At 41.7% G+C, this 17,762-nt stretch carries 18 protein-coding genes and 1 pseudogene; 12 read left to right on the forward strand and 7 right to left on the reverse strand.

Features of this window, described 5'->3' with window-relative positions; translation table 11 throughout:
* Positions 1–103 precede the first annotated feature (103 nt).
* Complete coding sequence (locus JMX92_RS09175) at positions 104–715, forward strand: iron-containing alcohol dehydrogenase (protein WP_265089782.1); 612 nt, start codon at positions 104–106, stop codon at positions 713–715.
* Positions 716–804: 89 nt separating this feature from the next.
* On the opposite strand, the gene JMX92_RS09180 is transcribed toward JMX92_RS09175, so the two are convergent.
* Positions 805–1,719, reverse strand: coding sequence for a LysR family transcriptional regulator (locus tag JMX92_RS09180; RefSeq protein WP_011961509.1), 915 nt, complete (start codon positions 1,717–1,719; stop codon positions 805–807).
* Between the two features lie 166 nt (positions 1,720–1,885).
* Between JMX92_RS09180 and JMX92_RS09185 the strand changes: the two genes are divergently transcribed.
* From JMX92_RS09185 to ycaC, 4 genes are all read left to right on the forward strand, one after another.
* Positions 1,886–2,293 (forward strand): DoxX family protein, encoded by a 408-nt coding sequence (locus JMX92_RS09185; protein ID WP_011961510.1) that lies wholly within the window; start codon positions 1,886–1,888, stop codon positions 2,291–2,293.
* 543 nt (positions 2,294–2,836) lie between these two features.
* The gene (locus JMX92_RS09190) at positions 2,837–3,382 is read left to right on the forward strand and encodes an NADPH-dependent FMN reductase (RefSeq protein WP_011961511.1); all 546 of its coding nucleotides are present in this window, start codon (positions 2,837–2,839) and stop codon (positions 3,380–3,382) included.
* Position 3,383: 1 nt separating this feature from the next.
* A complete protein-coding gene (locus JMX92_RS09195; protein WP_155587280.1) occupies positions 3,384–4,151 on the forward strand; it encodes a YoaK family protein in 768 nt (255 codons plus the stop codon).
* Between the two features lie 390 nt (positions 4,152–4,541).
* Entirely contained in the window at positions 4,542–5,216 is a 675-nt protein-coding gene (gene ycaC, locus JMX92_RS09200; RefSeq protein WP_011961513.1) for an isochorismate family cysteine hydrolase YcaC, read from the forward strand.
* Between the two features lie 421 nt (positions 5,217–5,637).
* On the opposite strand, the gene JMX92_RS09205 is transcribed toward ycaC, so the two are convergent.
* Complete coding sequence (locus JMX92_RS09205) at positions 5,638–5,964, reverse strand: GNAT family N-acetyltransferase (RefSeq protein ID WP_011961514.1); 327 nt, start codon at positions 5,962–5,964, stop codon at positions 5,638–5,640.
* Positions 5,965–6,369: 405 nt separating this feature from the next.
* Between JMX92_RS09205 and JMX92_RS09210 the strand changes: the two are divergent.
* The 3 genes and pseudogenes from JMX92_RS09210 to JMX92_RS09220 all read left to right on the forward strand — a co-directional run bounded on the left by JMX92_RS09210 (position 6,370) and on the right by JMX92_RS09220 (position 9,080).
* Positions 6,370–7,083: pseudogene (locus tag JMX92_RS09210) on the forward strand (pirin family protein).
* A 183-nt stretch (positions 7,084–7,266) separates the two neighbouring features.
* Positions 7,267–8,199 (forward strand): pirin family protein, encoded by a 933-nt coding sequence (locus tag JMX92_RS09215; RefSeq protein WP_011961516.1) that lies wholly within the window; start codon positions 7,267–7,269, stop codon positions 8,197–8,199.
* Between the two features lie 269 nt (positions 8,200–8,468).
* A complete protein-coding gene (locus JMX92_RS09220; RefSeq protein WP_011961517.1) occupies positions 8,469–9,080 on the forward strand; it encodes a nitroreductase family protein in 612 nt (203 codons plus the stop codon).
* Positions 9,081–9,215: 135 nt separating this feature from the next.
* Here JMX92_RS09220 and JMX92_RS09225 read toward each other — a convergent pair whose 3' ends face one another.
* The 3 genes from JMX92_RS09225 to JMX92_RS09235 form a co-directional block, all read right to left on the reverse strand.
* Complete coding sequence (locus JMX92_RS09225; RefSeq protein WP_201545313.1) at positions 9,216–10,037, reverse strand: SDR family oxidoreductase; 822 nt, start codon at positions 10,035–10,037, stop codon at positions 9,216–9,218.
* The gene (locus tag JMX92_RS09230) at positions 10,016–11,122 is read right to left on the reverse strand and encodes a hypothetical protein (RefSeq protein ID WP_011961519.1); all 1,107 of its coding nucleotides are present in this window, start codon (positions 11,120–11,122) and stop codon (positions 10,016–10,018) included. The genes JMX92_RS09225 and JMX92_RS09230 overlap by 22 nt, the downstream gene beginning before the upstream one ends.
* A gap of 145 nt (positions 11,123–11,267) precedes the next feature.
* Complete coding sequence (locus JMX92_RS09235) at positions 11,268–11,981, reverse strand: RluA family pseudouridine synthase (protein WP_201545315.1); 714 nt, start codon at positions 11,979–11,981, stop codon at positions 11,268–11,270.
* Between the two features lie 303 nt (positions 11,982–12,284).
* Between JMX92_RS09235 and trxA the strand changes: the two genes are divergently transcribed.
* The 3 genes from trxA (at position 12,285) to JMX92_RS09250 (ending at position 15,227) form a co-directional block, all read left to right on the forward strand.
* On the forward strand, positions 12,285–12,611 hold the full coding sequence (trxA, locus tag JMX92_RS09240) for a thioredoxin (protein WP_011961521.1): 327 nt from the start codon (positions 12,285–12,287) through the stop codon (positions 12,609–12,611).
* A 765-nt stretch (positions 12,612–13,376) separates the two neighbouring features.
* Positions 13,377–14,645, forward strand: a complete 1,269-nt coding sequence (gene rho, locus JMX92_RS09245) for a transcription termination factor Rho (protein WP_041773372.1) — start codon at positions 13,377–13,379, stop codon at positions 14,643–14,645.
* A 336-nt stretch (positions 14,646–14,981) separates the two neighbouring features.
* Positions 14,982–15,227 carry a YMGG-like glycine zipper-containing protein gene (locus JMX92_RS09250; RefSeq protein ID WP_011961523.1) on the forward strand — a complete coding sequence of 82 codons (246 nt, stop codon included), beginning with the start codon at positions 14,982–14,984 and terminating at the stop codon, positions 15,225–15,227.
* Positions 15,228–15,411: 184 nt separating this feature from the next.
* On the opposite strand, the gene JMX92_RS09255 is transcribed toward JMX92_RS09250, so the two are convergent.
* Positions 15,412–16,290: a neutral zinc metallopeptidase gene (locus tag JMX92_RS09255; RefSeq protein ID WP_011961524.1), complete on the reverse strand. Its 879-nt coding sequence runs from the start codon at positions 16,288–16,290 to the stop codon at positions 15,412–15,414.
* A 568-nt stretch (positions 16,291–16,858) separates the two neighbouring features.
* Between JMX92_RS09255 and JMX92_RS09260 the strand changes: the two genes are divergently transcribed.
* Positions 16,859–17,251, forward strand: coding sequence for a hypothetical protein (locus tag JMX92_RS09260; protein ID WP_155587278.1), 393 nt, complete (start codon positions 16,859–16,861; stop codon positions 17,249–17,251).
* 165 nt (positions 17,252–17,416) lie between these two features.
* Here the strand turns inward: JMX92_RS09260 and JMX92_RS09265 are convergent, their stop codons facing one another.
* Positions 17,417–17,737, reverse strand: a complete 321-nt coding sequence (locus tag JMX92_RS09265; protein WP_011961526.1) for an integration host factor subunit alpha — start codon at positions 17,735–17,737, stop codon at positions 17,417–17,419.
* Positions 17,738–17,762: the final 25 nt, after the last annotated feature.

The raw sequence follows: 17,762 nt of genomic DNA on the forward strand, positions 1-17,762 counted from the left end.
CACCTGCTGTGATGGCAGGATTGTTCCAGTGGCTTAATTTTAACGAACTGGTAAATCATTATTCCCCTGACAAACTACGTCAATTCGCTGATGCGGCTAGTAAATTTGTGTAGATACCTATGCTTTAGAGGCGTGGATGAGTGCCAATGCCAGCAGTGAGACTGACTACTATGCCGCCTCTGCCACTAGAACGGTGATGCAGTATCTGCCGCAAGCTTATAAAGATGGCTCGGATCTAAAGGCTCGAGAAGAGATGGGTGTGGCTGCGCACTACGGCGGTATTGCTTTTAATAAGGCCGGCTTGGGATATGTTCACGCCATCGCTCACCAATTAGGGGCGTTCTATGGTATTCCTCATGGCCGTGCTAACGCCATCGTATTACCGCATATCTTAGAGGTTAACCGAAAGGTATCACAGCACAGATTGGCGGCCTTGGCCAAAAAAGTAGGGATTCTAGGGGCAGCTGATACCCATGCTGAAGACAGCGAGCTGACTGACCATTTGATTGCTAAAGTGAAAGCCTTAATTGCTTCTCTAAACATCGATGTCACTGTTAAAGGTATTGATCCGGCTGACTTCAAAAAGATGGCCAAAGCGGCTGCCAAAGAAGTCAGTGATACTTATGCGGTGCCAAGATATCTGACCTCAGCACAGATTATTGATATTTTAAATGACATCAAGGCCGAAAGCGATGCGTTGCCAAATAAGCCTTAACTGCGCTTATCTGCTACTGATATGCTGGTATATAATGACATACAAAGCCCTTCACTTTTTGTGAGGGGCTTTTTGTTTGGCTAACGCTTTTAGGTTATATATTTATCCCAATAAGGGTCATCGCCAATTGTTTCAATAATATAGTCAATAAGCAATCGGCAGCGCTTGGATAAAAACCTATTTTCAGGATAAACCGCATAAGCATTTAAAGTAGGTAGCTCAAAGTCTGCCATAACGGGGATAAGTTTACCCTCTGCCAAGCTTTGATAGGCAATAAAGGTGGGCATATAAGCAATACCATAGCCTTTAATTGCCATGTCTAGTAAGAAATTACCGTTATTTGCCTTAATTCTAGACTGAGTCTCAATCTTATGATGCTGTCCTGAAGCATCAATGAGGTCTATTTCTCCTTGCTTACTTTGTAGCCCATATTGCAAAAATGCGTGCTGCTTTAAATCTGCAATAGTCTGTGGCATGCCCGCTCGCGCTATATAATCAGGACTGGCACACAGCACACGCCGAATCACAGTTAGCCGCTTGGCTTGATAAGAGGAGTCTTTAAGCTCACCGATACGAATGGCCATTTCATACCCCTCTTCTACCAGATCAATGTGCCGGTCAGAGAAATCAAGCTCAAAGTTTAGCTGCGGATGCTGCTGTGCATAATTGTGGATAATGTCATTTAGATGCATCAGCCCAAAAGACAACGGAGCGGTCATTCGCATGGTGCCTTCTATCTGCGAAGCCACACCACTGATTTGTTCATTAAGCACCTCAATTTCACTAAGAATGCTACATGCCTGTTGGTAGTATTTCTGTCCTGCCTCAGTCACCGTAGAGCGACGGGTGGTGCGGCTAATCAGCTGTGTATTTAAGCTGGTCTCAAGCTCCTTTAAGCGGCGACTTACGGCGGACTTAGCAATGTCTAGTTGCTCGGATGCTTTAGTAATGCTGCCAGATTCCACGATACGTACGAATAATGCCATATCTTCTAATTGACCCATCTTTACTCCAAAGTCAGTATCAAAAAAAATCTGCTCAATTGTATTGTTCTTTATAAAAGAACTATAATTTGCAATTATTAGGGTTTACATAAGTTTAGTCAACAATTAAAATATTGCCATTACTTAATAACATTACACAAAACTCTCTCTTTTTAAGGAATTACTTATGAACCAGCTACAAAACATCAGTGCTCCAGTTGGCCGCTTCTTATTAGTTGCGATCTTCATCTACTCAGGTATCGGTAAAATCACCGGTTATGCAGCCACACAAGGCTACATGGAAGCCATGGGCGTTCCAGGCTTTATGCTACCTTTAGTGATTATCTTAGAAGTATTGGGCGGTATTGCTATTCTATTTGGATTCAAGGCGCGTTGGATTGCTCTATTAATGGCAGGCTTTAGCATTCTATCTGCGTTAATCTTCCACCCATTTAGTGATCCTGAGCAACAAAACAACTTCTTGAAAAACTTTGCAATGGCTGGTGGTTTCTTAATGATCTTCTCACACGGTCCAGGTGCATTCTCTTTTGACGAAGGTATTGACGGTACTCGCACCCAAAAAAGTGTACGATAAGGCCAGCTTTATTTAGCGTAAAATATCCTTATTTTGAACCAAGTTTTTAATCGAGGGTGTATTGAATAGATGTTCAATACACCCTTTACTATTAGAGTAATTAACCTGTTAAAAAACCTAAGCAATAGCTTAAGTTGATGCCTACTCTATCAAGCAGCACACAAGAGTGCTTATGACTTAACCCCTGCTCAAATATAAAAAACCATAATAATAATAGGGATTATCATTTATTAGCAGTGGATGCAAAACGTTTAAGCTTTTAACTGAAACACAACCCAAAAGCTCATAGGCATATAGCATAATTAAATCACGGTAATAAGCTTGATACAGACCAAATTCGTGAATTTTGTATAGTTTTTATACTTCACTGAGTTGAGCCAGTAACAGGTTTATTTTTTTATCTAAAAATATATTTATCATCCCATTGTTTAATTAATTTTTATAAAGATGGCCATAAATGGGCAGCCAGACAATAGGCTATCTGATTGATTATAAAATAATAATGATTATATTGTGGATGAGTTACATTGGGAGAATTTCATCATGGATAACACAAAAAAACTTGGCCTAATCATTGGCAGTTTGCGCAAAGACTCTATCAACCGTATGGTAGCTGAATATATCGTATCTCAGCTTTCTGAAAATATAGAGGTCGAAGAGATCGAGATTGCACAACTGCCTTTATACAATCAAGATTATGACAAACAAACCATCGAAAGCTACGATCAGGTGCGTCAAAAAATCAAAGAAGTGGATACGGTGTTAATCGTGACGCCAGAGCACAATCGCACCTTACCTGCTGCCCTAAAAAACGTGATAGATATTGCCTCACGTCCTCATGGCGACAGCGCTTGGAGTGGTAAAAAAGTAGCGGTGGTTACCGCGTCACCAGGCACTTATGGTGGAAGAGAATGTGGGCTTGATGTGCGCAAATCGATGCAAGCGTTGTCAGCCAAAGTGATGATTGCCCCTGAGGTCTATTTGAGTCATGCCTCTGACAGTATTGAAGATGGCAAAGTCAGTAACGAAAAAACTCAACAGTATTTAACTAAATTCGCCGATGCACTAGTCCAATTTATAGAAGAATAATATGAGTAATCAAAATATTGACGATAGAAAAGACGAAAGCAATAAGATTGAAAAACCCAAGTCAACAGGCGGTGGTTTTTGGAAGCGCTTTGAGGCGGCAATCTTATTAACCTTAGTGGGCGGCGCAATTGATACCATTGGTTTTATCGCCTTACTTGGCTTCTTTACCAACCACGTCACAGGAAACTTAGTGATGGCTGGTGGTGGACTGGTCAAAGGTGGCGATGATCTTTGGATTAAACTTGGGGCCTTACCGGTATTTATTATTACCGTCATGTTCACTCAGCGCTATATCACCAGAAGATCGGCTGATAAGCCTATTTTAAGCGAACTTTTATTTGCAGAAGTGTTGTTTTTAACGGCATTTATGGTTTCAGCACTGATGTTCGGTCCTTTCGAAGATCCAGGTGCTATTGACTTAGCCATTACTGGTTTCTTAGGTCTGATGGCCTTCGCTATTCGTAACACAGCGGGTAAGACGGTCATGGGTAAAGTACGTCCGACACTACTGATGACGGGTAATACCACACAGTTGGGTATCGATTTATCAGATTATTTCTTTAACCGTAATCGCTGCAACATGGAAAGCTTAAAGCACAGTGCGGCTATTGTTTTCTTCTTTGCCTTTGGTGCATTAATTGGTACTTTGCTCTATATGAAGATTGGTTTTTGGTCGATTGCGCCATTTATCCTGCCTGTGTTTTATTTGGCCTTTAAATCTCGTGACGAGCAATATCTGGTACAACAAAACATGTCAGCTAAGTCTTGATAGCAGCATGCTATACCCGAATAACAAACACATAGAACACCTTCGGGTGTTCTTTTTATTTATATCATAATCATCTTCCATGCAATCTATCTGATATCTGGCACTCAGTTCATTTTTCATTGTTATCCTTTTTGATTGTGTTACTCCAAATTCAAGTTACATACAATAATTACAAAGGAAGTACCAAACAATACTAAGTCAATAAAGTGATTTTATAAGGTAATGGTATTCTTTAATTGTATCGATACTACTTAGTTCTAATAACATTACGATTAACTTAATGAAGACAATATTATTAATGTGCTGAGGGATAAGAACAAGGCATTAATAATACAACTTAATTTAGACTCACTTTTACGACTATAAACCGACTAAAAAAAGGATCAAAGTATGTTTAAGCCAAAAAAACCAAAACTTAAAACTGATGACAATCTTTATAAACGTCTTTCTGTAGATGACGCTGTGGTCTTATTTGTAGACCATCAAACCGGCCTTCAGACCCTATGCCGAGACATGCCAGCTGATGAATTCAAAAAAAACGTGTTGGCTATGGGCAAAATTGCTAAATACTTTGATTTACCAGTGGTAATGACTACCAGCTTTGAGCAAGGTCCTAATGGTCCAATGATGCCAGAGTTAAAAGAGATGTTTAAAGATGCAGCTTACATTGCTCGTCCTGGTGAAATTAACGCTTGGGATAATGCAGACTTTGTTAAAGCAGTTAAGAAAACTGGCCGTAAACAAATCATTATTGCCGGTATCGTAACGGAAGTTTGTGTGGCATTCCCAGTATTATCTGCTCTGGCTGAAGGCTATGAGGTGTTCGTAGTTACAGATGCTTCAGGCACCTTTAATGATATGAGCCGTAACGCCGCTTGGTTACGTATGCAGCAAGAAGGCGCTCAGTTATTGACTTGGTTTGCTATGTCGAACGAATTACGTCGTGACTGGCGTGAAGATATGGAAGGCTATCTAAATCTGTTCTATGAGATCAGTACAGAGTATGCCCCCTTGGTAGACAGCTACAATGCGGTTAAAAATGCCAATCCAAAAGATCTACTGTAATAATTGATCACCTAAGATTGCAGCAGTTTTCTAAGATAAGGTCGGCTTTGCTATATTTGTTTATGCTAACTAGGTCATCATTTATTTGCTAAACCGCTGGTAGCTTATGTGGCAGCTTATAGTAATGCCATTAGTAAGCCTTATCTTCGACATCCCATTTAGCCTGTGGCTATTTGGGATGTTTTTTATAGACAGCCAGCCAGCAAGTAAGTCAGTTAGTTAACAGTCAGTTAGTTAAAAAGTGCCAGAATAAAAAACACCAGCATTTAAAGTAAAAAATTTAAAGTAAAAAAATGAGCGGCGCTGTGCCACTCACTTTATATAAAACGTCATTGAGGAGGCGTATTTAAATCATTCGCTCGGCTGATCACACTTTGCTTTACAGGTCATTTAAATCGGCTCAATTGACAGATAACTTAACCTATGGCGTAGCGTTATGAAATACTGAGTTGTCTTGATATTGAGGGTGCTTATCAATGTAAGCTTTGATAAAGGGACAAATAGGCTTTACACGCAGCTTATTTTCAGCGGCATAATCTAGTAAATATTTGGCCAAAAATCCCGCAATGCCACGGCCGCCGAGCTCTTTTGGCACTTCTGTATGCAAATAGGCAATACCAGGCTCACCAGCGCTTGTCGTAAAGAAATCATAATCTTCAAATGCCACATAGCCATCTACATGGATTTCAAATTTTTTGGCTTCTTTATTATCGATAACTTCATAACTTGGTTTTTGATTGTCCGTCATAATGATTCTCTCTTTTTATTAAATTTAACTTGTGCCAAAAATCGACCAAAAACCGATTCATGTCAACAGCAACATGAACAGCCCCGTCAAATAGCATTGACTAGTGATAATACTCACTAGCAAAGCAAGCGTCTAGTTATACTGTGTATTAACTGTATCATTTGCTTAACCAAATCTTCAGGATTGGGTCATATATTTAACCCACTATCCCTTAATTAAGCCGCCATTCTAGGCAACTTTGATTGATTTTGGTAAAAATAAATTGTCCTGACTTGAATTATTTTTCAAAGATACTATTATGTAGTCATATTAAATTTATATCGGACTTTATTAAGATAGCTTAATAAAACTTAAACAGTGCTTATAAAATAATTAAATAACATATTACTGACATAAGGGGCAGGTATGAAGACCGTCCATCACCCAGCCACAAGTCGTGGCGGCTCTCACCACGGTTGGCTTAAAAGTAAGCATACCTTTAGCTTTGCTGACTACTATGATCCCAAGCGCGTAGGCTTTGGTGCCTTGCGTGTGATCAATGATGACCATGTTGAAGGAGGGATGGGCTTTGGCGATCACTCCCATGCCAATATGGAAATCATTAGCATTCCGCTGTCTGGCAGACTTCGTCATGGTGACAGTATGGGCAACTATGGCACCATTCGTAGTGGTGAAATTCAGGTAATGTCGGCCGGTACTGGCGTGGTCCATTCTGAGATGAACGATGATGACGAAAATCCAGTCAAATTCTTGCAAATTTGGGTAGTGCCCAATAAGATGGATGTGGCACCACGCTATCAACAAGTAAACTTGGTAGAACTGCTCCAGCGCAATAAATTCAACCAAGTGCTCTCCCCTAATCCAGAAGATGCTGGGGTATGGATCCATCAAAACGCTTGGTTTAGTATCGGTTAGTTTGACAAAGGTGTGACCACAACTTATAGCTTACGCAGTACTCTTAATGGTGCTTATGTGTTTGTTATCTCAGGCAAAGTGGTGATTAATGGTAATACCCTAGAGCCTCGTGATGGGCTTGGTATCACCGATACCAAAAACTTCACAATGGATGTGATTGAGGATGCTCAAATTCTTGTCATAGATGTCCCAATGAGCTTCTAAATAAATGAACTTCTAAATAAGCGTAGCAGCAGATGGTGCATTAACCGACAATAATTAAACAAATAATTACCCACGTGCCTACTGAAGAAACGACAATAAGTGACTACTTTATTATCCCCCAAGCTAGAGCAGCCTTTAGCTGAGTTTTGCTAATTTTTTTATAACGACAAATCGAGGTCTATTATGAAAACTGAAATTCTTGAACCCCGTATCGCTGATGTCGGTGGTATTCCCATTGCTCGTTTATTACCAAATAAAGGCAAGCGTCCTATTGGTGCTTGGTGCTTCATGGATCATGCTGGTCCTGCCGAATTTGGTGACGATGAAGAGGGTATGCAAGTGGGTCGCCATCCACACATCAACCTACAAACTTTCAGCTGGATGATTGAAGGTGAAGTCCTACACAAAGACAGCATCGGCAATGAACAATTGATTACCAAAAACCAAGTCAACGTGATGACGGCGGGTACTGGTAACGATCAAGGTATCAGTCACACTGAGCAAAGCGTATTCCCAGAAACGGGCGGCTCTGCTGATGCTTGGCGTGGTATGAACATGGTTCAGCTGTGGATTGCGCTACCGCTTGATCAAAAAATTGAACGTAACTTCCATCACTACCCAGAGCTACCAAGCTGGTCTACTGATACTGCTGACTTTGTACTAACCACCGGTAGCTACACCACGCCACAAGGTGACAGCTACGAAGCACCGACCATTCAGTACACCAAACTTATTGGTCTAGATGTGCACATGACTCAAGACGATGACGTTGAGCTGACCTTAGAGCCTGGTTTTGAATACGGTATTTTAATGGTTGTAGATGGTATCGAGTATCAAGGCCAGCAGTACAAACAAAACGAATTAATCCGTTTTGATGACATCTCTGAGACAACAACCATTAAAGTTTCAGGTAAAAAAGGCGCTCGCTTTATGTTGTTAGGCGGTGAGCCATTGAATCAAAAAGTGCTACTGTGGTGGAACTTCGTTGCTGATAACAAAGCAGATATTGAACTGGCCATTAATGATTGGAATAATAATCACCCACGTTTTGGTAACGTAGACTCTGATCTAAAACGATTAGAAGCCCCTGCTTTACCTGAAGGTTTTAAAGAATAATCTCTTTAGAATTATTTAAATAATATGTCGCACTGTTTAAATAAAATTACAAAAAACTAGTGGCGAATTTTTTTATTTATTTTATAATTAGCTCCAGTTGTTTCCACAGGCGTTGACTCGACCTAGATACTCAGCAACTGGTGGCTGCTTATAACCGTAAGTGATTTTATTTGCCCTACCTCTTGTAGTATTTAATAATAAATGACGACCTGTACTAAATGAGCTAATCTCACTTTTAATAACATCCACTCATAAATTGGAGTATTATTATGTCAAATCTACAAGCATTTCAAACACTAGCAGAAGCACGTCGTTCTATCTACGCTATCAACGATCAACTACCAGTATCTAAAGAAGAGATCGTTAAGTTGGTTGAGCACGCTGTATTGCACACGCCATCAGCTTTTAACTCTCAGTCAAGCCGTCTGGTTGTACTATTTGGTGAAGACCACAAAAAATTATGGCAAATCACTGAAGACAAGCTACGCGCTATCGTAAATGACGATACTGCTTTTGAAAGCACCAAACAAAAAATTGACAGCTTCAAAGCGGGCGCTGGTACAGTATTGTTCTATGAAGATCAAACTGTTGTTAAAGGTTTACAAGAAAACTTCGCACTATACGCAGACCGCTTCCCAGTATGGTCAGAGCATGCTAGCGCTATGCATCAGTACGTAGTTTGGACTGCTCTAGCTAGCCAAAACATTGGCGCAAGCTTACAGCACTACAACCCAATCATTGATGAAGAAGTTGACAGCACTTGGAATATCGACCCTGAGTGGGACCTTGTTGCTCAATTAGTATTCGGTGGTATCGAGCAGCCTGCAGGCGAAAAACAATTCGCTCCTGTTGACAGCCGCCTAAAAGTATTCGGTCTATAATTAACTGGCCAATACTGCTGTCCAAAGAGCCCTGATAAACGGCTTACTCATAAAGTTTATCCAAAAAAAGCAGCCCTAAGAAATTAGGGCTGCTTTTTTATGGGTAGGGATGGCAGTAAGTTGATTAGCGGTGGTTTAATTTTTACTCTTGTCCTGTCTTTTAGCCCCTTGCTTACGGAAGCTATCCACAAAATTGGCTGTGGTCTGCGGAAAAATATTGGCAATTTTTGCCACCACACCACGGCTTGGCGGTAGAACCATTTCAAAAGGACGTTTTTTTAGTACCGGTCCGACAATGGCATCAACCACTTCATCCACCGTTAACGTACGACTGCCAGAGAAGGTCAATGCTGCCTGCTCTTTATCTTTTTGCTGATCGAGCATCGGTGTTTGTACTGCATCTGGACATAAGGTAGTCACTGCGATGCCGTATTTTTCAAGTTCCATGCCAGCTGCTAGGGAGTAAGCACGCACCGCATACTTACTGGCACTGTATAGTGACAAACCTGGTACAGGTGATAACGCCGCCAACGATGCCACATTAATAATATGACCACTGCCTTGATTACGCATGGTATCTACCACACTTTGGGTCCCAAAGATGGTGCCTTTGACATTGATATCAAAGTGCAAATCAACGTCATCAGGAAGAACAATATCTGCAATCCAGTTATCTTTTAAGACCCCTGCTATATTACACATCACATCAATGCGCTGCCACTGAGCTATCACCGTGTTAACGACCTCTTGCCACTGCTGCACATCGCGCACATCTAACTGCTGCAAGATTAGCGAACCACCGGCATCTGCCAATTTATGATTGGCATAAATCTGCGTTAGGGCCTCATAGTTGATATTACAGGCACAAACTTGATTGCCTTTGTCTGTCAGCAGCCGCTCGCATAAAGCACGGCCGATACCTGAAGCAGCACCAGTTACGATATAAGTTTGCGCCACAGGCCACCCCCTTTTTTAGCTTTGGTTGTTTTTGGTGTAAAGGTACCAAATTCTAACTCACCCATACGTACGGTAGGTGCGGTACCAGGGAACAGATAATAGCCGGCAGACTCAGATGAAAGTGCCATATTAAAGAAGCGCTCATCTTTTGGATAAGGGCCCGCCACCGTTTTCTCTTGAATCATAGACAAATACTGATCGATACCATATTCCAATGTATTGCCATTCATCACCACTTCTGCATCAGTAAGTTCGGCATATTTTGCTAAGCCTTTAATATTAGAATGCTGCGGCGCATAGGCGTCCATGCTCACACCATTTTCTGAGGTGACCAATAGGCCTTGATCGGTGTGTGCCACGATAGAGTGGTTGCCCTCGGTGTGACCCTTAGTATGCATCAATGCTACCGAACCATCTCCCAAAAATACGTCGCCATCGAGAATCTCAATCCGACTGTCGTCAATGCCGTCGATACCGCCTGGGCAATACCACTGATTCTGCCACGGCAGCAAAGCTTGGGTACTTTCCCACTCTTCGCGCATCACCAATAGCTTAGCATTGGGGAAGATGGCCGCTTGACCATTACCGCCCAGCCAGCGGGTGAGATTCTGGGTATGCAAGTGGTCATAGGTAATATAGTCTACATCTTCAGGAGCCAAACCCAGCTTGGCAATAGCGCTAAGCACAGTATCACTGGCTCGAACAATCATCTTTTCAACTGGCTTAGATAAAACCCCCATATCCTCTAGCATATGGTAAAAGTAAGGTGTATCACGCTGATTTTCCCAATCAGAAGGACTAACCAGCAAGGTCTTAATCCCCTCCTCGCTATCAAACTGAATGACAAACAGCTTATTACAGATGTGCATATAGGGCGTAGGCAAGGCGTAGGCATTAAGATAGCCATACTTGGTGGGATAAGGTATTCTGATCAACTCAAAGGTCTTATAAAACTTAACCTTTGGGTTGGCCAGCATAGTTTTGCGGAAATCTTCAGCCGCAGCACGCACCTCCTCTACTCTATGTAGGGGCTTGGCAGCGTCACGGGCCGATTTAAAATGAGAAGCTGAATGAATAATGCTCATGATACGGTCCTTGTAGTTCAGTGTCTTATATCTACTTAATATAAAATACTACTTGTCGCAAGATATTAAAAGCCTCAATTGAGACTTCATCAGTTTTCATAAGTAACATTTTTTAAAGCTAAGGACGCGTATCAGTAGTTAAGCTTTAAAATGGCACTGCACTCTCCCAGGCCATCCAAGTGTTCATAGTGGGATGTTTTAGGCGCAGTTTATGGGCATGTAGGTTAAGTCTTGGCGCCAAGCTAAGCGCTTCACCGTCGGCATAAATAGGATCACCGATAATCACATGGCCCAAATGCACCATGTGCACCCTTAATTGATGGCTGCGACCAGTTACAGGATGTAGCGCCACTCGGGTTACCGGTCGGCCTTTGCGCAGCTCATGATGCAGTACCTCATAATGGGTTAGCGCGTGCTTTTTCCACTCAGGGTCGGCCACGTGCTTGGGCTTAATACTTGGCTCATAACGTACGGGTATATTGATCTCGCCTTTTTTGCCAGGTATGGCAAGCGTGCCTTGTACAATCGCTTGGTATTCCTTTTGCGGGATGCGCTCGATGAACTGCTTACTGATGTGAGTCTGTGCCTGTTTGTTTTTGGCAAATATCATGAGCCCCGAGGTGTCCATATCCAAGCGATGAATGAGTTTTACTTCTGGATTGGCACGCTCTAAGCGAGAAAGTAAGCTGACCTTTAAGTCCTTGCCATCGATGCTTAAAAGACCGGCAGGCTTATCCACCAACAATAAATCCTCATCTTCATAGACAGTAACTTGGGTCATAAAGTCTTTGAAAAACTGAGTGTCACGGGCCGCTTCTTCAAGGTTTAATTGGTTTACAGTTTCTATCGAGATTGCCATAGTAGATCACAAATTTGAGAATAAAAAAATAAGCACAGTGGCTTTTTAGCCAATTTTTTGGCCAATAACTGAGCATGGCAGTATACCATCAATCCAACTGATACCAATTATTAACCATACTTAACGGCTCAAAGACAAAATTTGGTGCAATAAATGGTAATATATACCTTATGATTCAGACACGGCGATTTTTGAAGATAGTCCTTCAGTGAAAACCGGCAATAAACGCAGTAAATAATATAGCTGGCCGCTGATGTCTGTACTGTTTTATTCAGATTTTAACATCCATAAAAGGAAAAAATTATGTCAGATTTAATCGTTAATTCAACCGACTCAAACTTCGAACAAGATGTTGCTCAGTCTGATGTGCCTGTACTGGTAGATTTTTGGGCAGCGTGGTGTGGTCCTTGTAAAGCCATCGCGCCTGTACTAGAAGAGCTTGCTGATGACTACAATGGTAAAGTTAAAATTGTTAAGATTGATGTCGATGAAAACCCAGAAACTGCCAGCCGCTTTGGCATCCGTAGCATCCCAACTTTAATGGTATTTAAAGGTGGTGAAAAAGTAGATACAGTTATGGGTCTACAGCCAAAGTCAGATCTAGCCGCTTTACTAGACAAGCATCTATAAGCGCTTATACGCGGCCATTAACCGCTGTAAAGTAAATAGGCTTGCCTGATATAGGCAGCGATAAAAAAGCGACTGTTATTGTTATGGTCGCTTTTTTTTGTGCTAAGCGTCGCAAAAATCTGATTTACTGCAACAAAAACATTGACATGATAAGGGTAAACACCGTATAGTTTAACTCCTAGAGAATACCTATTGTCAATTTGCGAGCCCCCATTAGAAATGGTGTGCGACATAGATTTAACTATGACAAGCTCACACTTATCTGCACGCAATCTTTGCTTTATCATCTTTTATTAACACAATCCTATTCAATCTTGCGCAGTTGTCGACCCAGACGCCAGTGGATAGCCTTTATTGATGATGCCAATGGCTACAGGCCAAATTTACTTCGTTATAATAGTGACTGTATTAAATATATACAGCTTAATGCGTGGCTAAAGTAAGCAGCATACTGACAATCAAAACATCTTTTCTCACTGTCTTGCATAACCGTATATCCCATCTGTACCTGATACATACTTTATATTTTAAGAAGTTAATAAGCTGTGCGCTTATCTTTACCTAATGGACTATAAATCTTATTGAATTAAGTAAGATTCTTCATGCTAATGACACAACCATTTTCCTACTTTTGTTTTTTACCAACTCTATCTACGTGTAGCGCAGGCCTTTTGTCGCCTACACCATTATCATTTATTGCATATGCTTAGTTTTTAGGCGTACCGGCAGCTGACTATGACTCAACAACCATCGAACGAAACCTCTATGAACCTGACTGAACTAAAAAAGAACTCCGTTGCTGAATTGCTAAATATAGCAAAAGAAATGGGGCTCGATAATTTGGCACGTAGCCGCAAACAAGACATCATCTTTGCTATTTTAAAAAAGCACGCCAAAAATGGTGAAGCCATTTACGGCGACGGGGTACTTGAAGTGCTTCCTGATGGATTTGGCTTCCTAAGATCTTCAGAAGGCTCTTATTTGGCTGGACCTGATGACATCTATGTAAGCCCAAGCCAAATCCGCCGCTTTAGCCTGAAAACAGGCGACTCTATTGCCGGCACCATCCGTCCACCAAAAGATTCAGAACGTTACTTTGCCTTACTTAAAGTGGGTGAAATCAACTTCGATACCCCAGATCGCTCACGTCACAAATTAATCTTCGAGAACTTAACCCCACTATTCCCCACCGAGCAATTAAAGCTTGAGATGGGCAATGGTACAACCGAAGACTTAACCGGACGTGTCATTGACTTAATCGCCCCTATTGGTAAAGGCCAGCGCTCCATTATCGTGGCGCCGCCCAAAGCCGGTAAAACCGTTCTACTACAAACCATCGCTCAATCTATTACCCGCAATAACCCTGAATGCTATCTGATTGTACTACTTATCGATGAGCGCCCAGAGGAAGTGACCGAAATGCAGCGTACTGTGCGCGGTGAAGTGGTTGCATCAACCTTTGATGAACCGCCACAGCGTCACGTTCAAGTGGCTGAAATGGTCATCGAAAAAGCCAAGCGCTTGGTAGAACATAAGCAAGATGTGGTGATTTTATTAGATTCAATTACCCGATTGGCTCGTGCCTATAACACTGTGGTGCCCTCATCAGGTAAAGTGTTGACTGGTGGTGTGGATGCCAACGCTCTAGCCCAGCCCAAGCGCTTCTTTGGTGCGGCACGTAATATCGAGGAAGGGGGCAGCTTAACCATCATTTCAACTGCGCTGATTGATACGGGCAGTAAAATGGACAGCGTTATCTTTGAAGAATTCAAAGGTACTGGTAACCAAGAGATTACCCTTGAGCGTGACTTAGCCGAAAAACGAGTATTCCCAGCCATTAATATCAAAAAATCAGGCACCCGCCGTGAGGAGCGCTTGCTTGACGAAGATACGCTGCGTAAAGTTTGGATTTTGCGTAAACTGCTACAGCCTATGGATGGCGTACAAGCCACTGAGTTCTTATTAGATCGCTTAAAAGAAGCCAAGACCAATGACGACTTTTTCGATCAAATGAAGCGCAAATCACAAAACTAATAAGCTCAAGATAAGCTATTTAAAATAAAGGCCACTGATTCAGTGGCCTTTATTTATATAGCCAACCAAAAAAGCTTGATAGGTTGGCAAAATCGATACATAGGTGTAACAACAATTACGTATTGAAGGTATAGGTTAGCTATTTTGATACAGTTTTTATGCAGTACTAAGGTAATATGAATTATAAATAACATGAACTATAAATCAGGCCTGACTCATTTTAGTCTATTAGTGCTTTTTTAAAGCTTTCTAATTTACTTATTTACTTAAGATCACTTCACGCTTAAGGTCACTTCACGCTTAGGATTGATAAGCTTTAACTCCAAGGAATATATTATGAAACTTGCCAAAACTTTAGCTCTCGCTACAATGACCAGCTCTGCTCTACTGATGGCAGGCTGTAACTCAACAGGTGGCTACAACTACAACAATATGAGCAATACTGCCAAAGGTGCCACAGCAGGCGCGGTTGCTGGTGCTCTTATTAAAAGTAAAGGCGACAGCAAAGATATCGCTAAAGGTGCTGCGGTAGGTGCTGTATTAGGTGGTGGTACCGGTTACGTTATCGACCACACTAACTAATCTAAAGCCATATTAGATTAAACTCAGCCGATAAAAAAGAAGCCTGCAATTGCAGGCTTCTTTGTCATCTATCGCCGTAAAACAACCGACTGTAGAGGATAAGGATAAGATAACATCGAGACTATATCCAGACTATATATCCAGACTATATATCCAGACTATGCCAAAAAGTAAATGCCAAAAACTAAATCGCTCCTGAGAAGGTATCACAATTACGGATATCGCCACTTTGAAAGCCACGAGTAAACCAGTTAACGCGCTGCTGGCTGGTACCATGGGTGAAGTTATCAGGCATAACAGCACGGCCACTGGCTTGTGCTAAGCGATCATCGCCAATTTGACTGGCCGCTTGTAGTGCCTCATCGATATCACCCTCTTCCAAAAACTGAACGCGCTGTTGATTGCGGTTGGCCCACACCCCAGCATAACAGTCAGCCTGTAACTCTTGGCGAACTGAGAGCTGATTGCCTTGTGCTTCACTCAATTGGCGGCGTGCTTCATTTACCTTTTGTGAGGTACCAAGCAGGGTCTGAACGTGGTGGCCGACCTCATGCGCAATGACATAGGCTTGAGCAAAGTCACCTGCTTTGTCTGCGTTTTCAGAATCACCTGATCCTTGTTGGTCGCCGGTAATACCTAAATTGTGACGCATTTCTGCAAAAAATGAGGTGTCCAAGTACACTTGCTGATCGCCTGGGCAATAAAATGGGCCGGTCGCTGAGGTGGCACTACCGCAAGCTGAATTAACACTACCATTGAACAGCACCAAGGTAGGCTCCTGATAGCGGCTACCTAGTTCTTGAAATACCTCTTGCCAAACCGCTTCAGTGTCCTTTAATACCACGGATACGAATTGTGCATCGCGGCCTTCATCATCGAGAGGCTGCGTGCTGCTGCTACTGCCTGCTGTCATAGATTGGCCTGTCTGAAAAGCGGTCATGGGGTTCACCCCAAATACCAGCCACAATACCAAACCAATAATAATACCAAAGATACCACCACCTGCAGCCTTACCGCCACTCATACGTACGTTTGAGCTGCCACTTCTACCACGCCATTTCATCGATATACGCCTCGAATATTAGATAAATTGTTTTATATAGTCGTCAAATGCTATGTGTTAACAACGTCAGAGAGAATTTAGAGATAAATAATTACGCTTTATATAAAATTATAGATGCAGTTTGCTCAGTGAAAAAGTATAATTAGCACATATTAGGCACTATTATCAAAACTTGTGCTGCTAAAACTGTCTATATTTACAATTAGTCACTTTTTACCTAAAGTATTTTATAGCTTTTTACTAGCAAACCTATATTATATGCAACCATATAGGATTAGAGTTTAGAGCACCTGCAAACTTTATAAATAGCTATTTTGTATATTTGTTTAGCCAACAGTGGCAATGGTCCGATTACTATAAGTCGCATGTTACGTTAAAAATTGTATCTAAATACAATCTTTAACCAAATTTACTTTCACTTGTAATATTAGTGATGTATAATCGCTAACGAATTCTGACTCTACGAAATTTGATTTATATCAAGTTTAATGACAACAATACTTCCTATTGCTGCGTAACTTTTTATAATGCGTTTTGTCAGTTATATTTCACTTTCTTGGAGAAAATTATGAAACTTAAGCTACTTGCACTTTCAGGTTTAATGGCAGCTACTATGGGCCTAGCAGCTTGTGACAGCAACAAAGAAAACGCTGTTGAAGATGTAAACGACGCTCAAGAAGAGCTACAAGACGCATCTGCTGAGCTTGATCAAGCCGCTGCTGAAGGCGAAGAAACTGCTGCTGCAGACGCTGCTGTAGCTGACACTCAAGCCGCTGCTGCTGATGCAGAAGCTGCTGCTGCCGCTGGTGATGCAGAAGCTACTGAAGAAGCTAACAACTTAGAAGCTGCTGGTACTGACGCTAACGCTGAAGCTGCTGCTGCCGCTGATACTGCTGCTGCAGACACTGCTACTACTACTACTGAGACTACTACTACTGAAGAAACTACTACTGCTCAGTAATTCAGTAATATAGCTTTAGACCTGTCTATTGCCTAGTAACTTTACTTTGTAATAGCACAAAAAAAAGGGAGCCATATGGCTCTCTTTTTTTGTTTGCAGTGCGGAAGCTACTAGACAAATATAGCCTCCAACACACCATCTAATTGACCTAACTGCTTATAAAGCTTATGCCTGTAGCTGACTTTCGTCTACTTGGCGGCGTAATTTTTGACCTGCTTTGAAAGTGACGACACGGCGAGCTGATATCTCTACCTCCTCCCCCGTCTTAGGATTGCGTCCTGGCCGGCTTTTTTTATCTTTTAGAATAAAATTACCAAAGCCTGATAGCTTAACATCCTTTCCACCTACTAAATTATCATAGATTTCATCAAAAAATGAATCTACCAGCATGCGGCCTTGTTGTCTGGTAAAACCAAACTTAACCACCAAATGATCGATAATATCTGCTTTGGTTAATGTTTGTGTCTCTGAGTTTTTTGCTTTCATTACGGCTTCCTTATCGTGTAAAACC

This window comes from Psychrobacter sp. H7-1 (genome assembly GCF_904846585.1).
GTDB classification, from domain to species: Bacteria; Pseudomonadota; Gammaproteobacteria; order Pseudomonadales; family Moraxellaceae; genus Psychrobacter; species Psychrobacter raelei.

What these genes read in the sequence shown, in the direction of transcription:
- JMX92_RS09185 (WP_011961510.1), top strand. Translation starts at nt 1,886, where the DNA reads ATGAACCAGCTACAAAACATCAGTGCTCCAGTTGGCCGCTTCTTATTA.
- JMX92_RS09195 (WP_155587280.1), top strand. Translation starts at nt 3,384, where the DNA reads ATGAGTAATCAAAATATTGACGATAGAAAAGACGAAAGCAATAAGATT.
- rho (WP_041773372.1), top strand. Translation starts at nt 13,377, where the DNA reads ATGAACCTGACTGAACTAAAAAAGAACTCCGTTGCTGAATTGCTAAAT.
- JMX92_RS09205 (WP_011961514.1), bottom strand. Translation starts at nt 5,964, where the DNA reads ATGACGGACAATCAAAAACCAAGTTATGAAGTTATCGATAATAAAGAA.
- trxA (WP_011961521.1), top strand. Translation starts at nt 12,285, where the DNA reads ATGTCAGATTTAATCGTTAATTCAACCGACTCAAACTTCGAACAAGAT.
- JMX92_RS09260 (WP_155587278.1), top strand. Translation starts at nt 16,859, where the DNA reads ATGAAACTTAAGCTACTTGCACTTTCAGGTTTAATGGCAGCTACTATG.
- JMX92_RS09265 (WP_011961526.1), bottom strand. Translation starts at nt 17,737, where the DNA reads ATGAAAGCAAAAAACTCAGAGACACAAACATTAACCAAAGCAGATATT.
- JMX92_RS09215 (WP_011961516.1), top strand. Translation starts at nt 7,267, where the DNA reads ATGAAAACTGAAATTCTTGAACCCCGTATCGCTGATGTCGGTGGTATT.
- JMX92_RS09230 (WP_011961519.1), bottom strand. Translation starts at nt 11,122, where the DNA reads ATGAGCATTATTCATTCAGCTTCTCATTTTAAATCGGCCCGTGACGCT.
- JMX92_RS09220 (WP_011961517.1), top strand. Translation starts at nt 8,469, where the DNA reads ATGTCAAATCTACAAGCATTTCAAACACTAGCAGAAGCACGTCGTTCT.
- JMX92_RS09190 (WP_011961511.1), top strand. Translation starts at nt 2,837, where the DNA reads ATGGATAACACAAAAAAACTTGGCCTAATCATTGGCAGTTTGCGCAAA.
- JMX92_RS09180 (WP_011961509.1), bottom strand. Translation starts at nt 1,719, where the DNA reads ATGGGTCAATTAGAAGATATGGCATTATTCGTACGTATCGTGGAATCT.
- JMX92_RS09255 (WP_011961524.1), bottom strand. Translation starts at nt 16,290, where the DNA reads ATGAAATGGCGTGGTAGAAGTGGCAGCTCAAACGTACGTATGAGTGGC.
- ycaC (WP_011961513.1), top strand. Translation starts at nt 4,542, where the DNA reads ATGTTTAAGCCAAAAAAACCAAAACTTAAAACTGATGACAATCTTTAT.
- JMX92_RS09235 (WP_201545315.1), bottom strand. Translation starts at nt 11,981, where the DNA reads ATGGCAATCTCGATAGAAACTGTAAACCAATTAAACCTTGAAGAAGCG.
- JMX92_RS09250 (WP_011961523.1), top strand. Translation starts at nt 14,982, where the DNA reads ATGAAACTTGCCAAAACTTTAGCTCTCGCTACAATGACCAGCTCTGCT.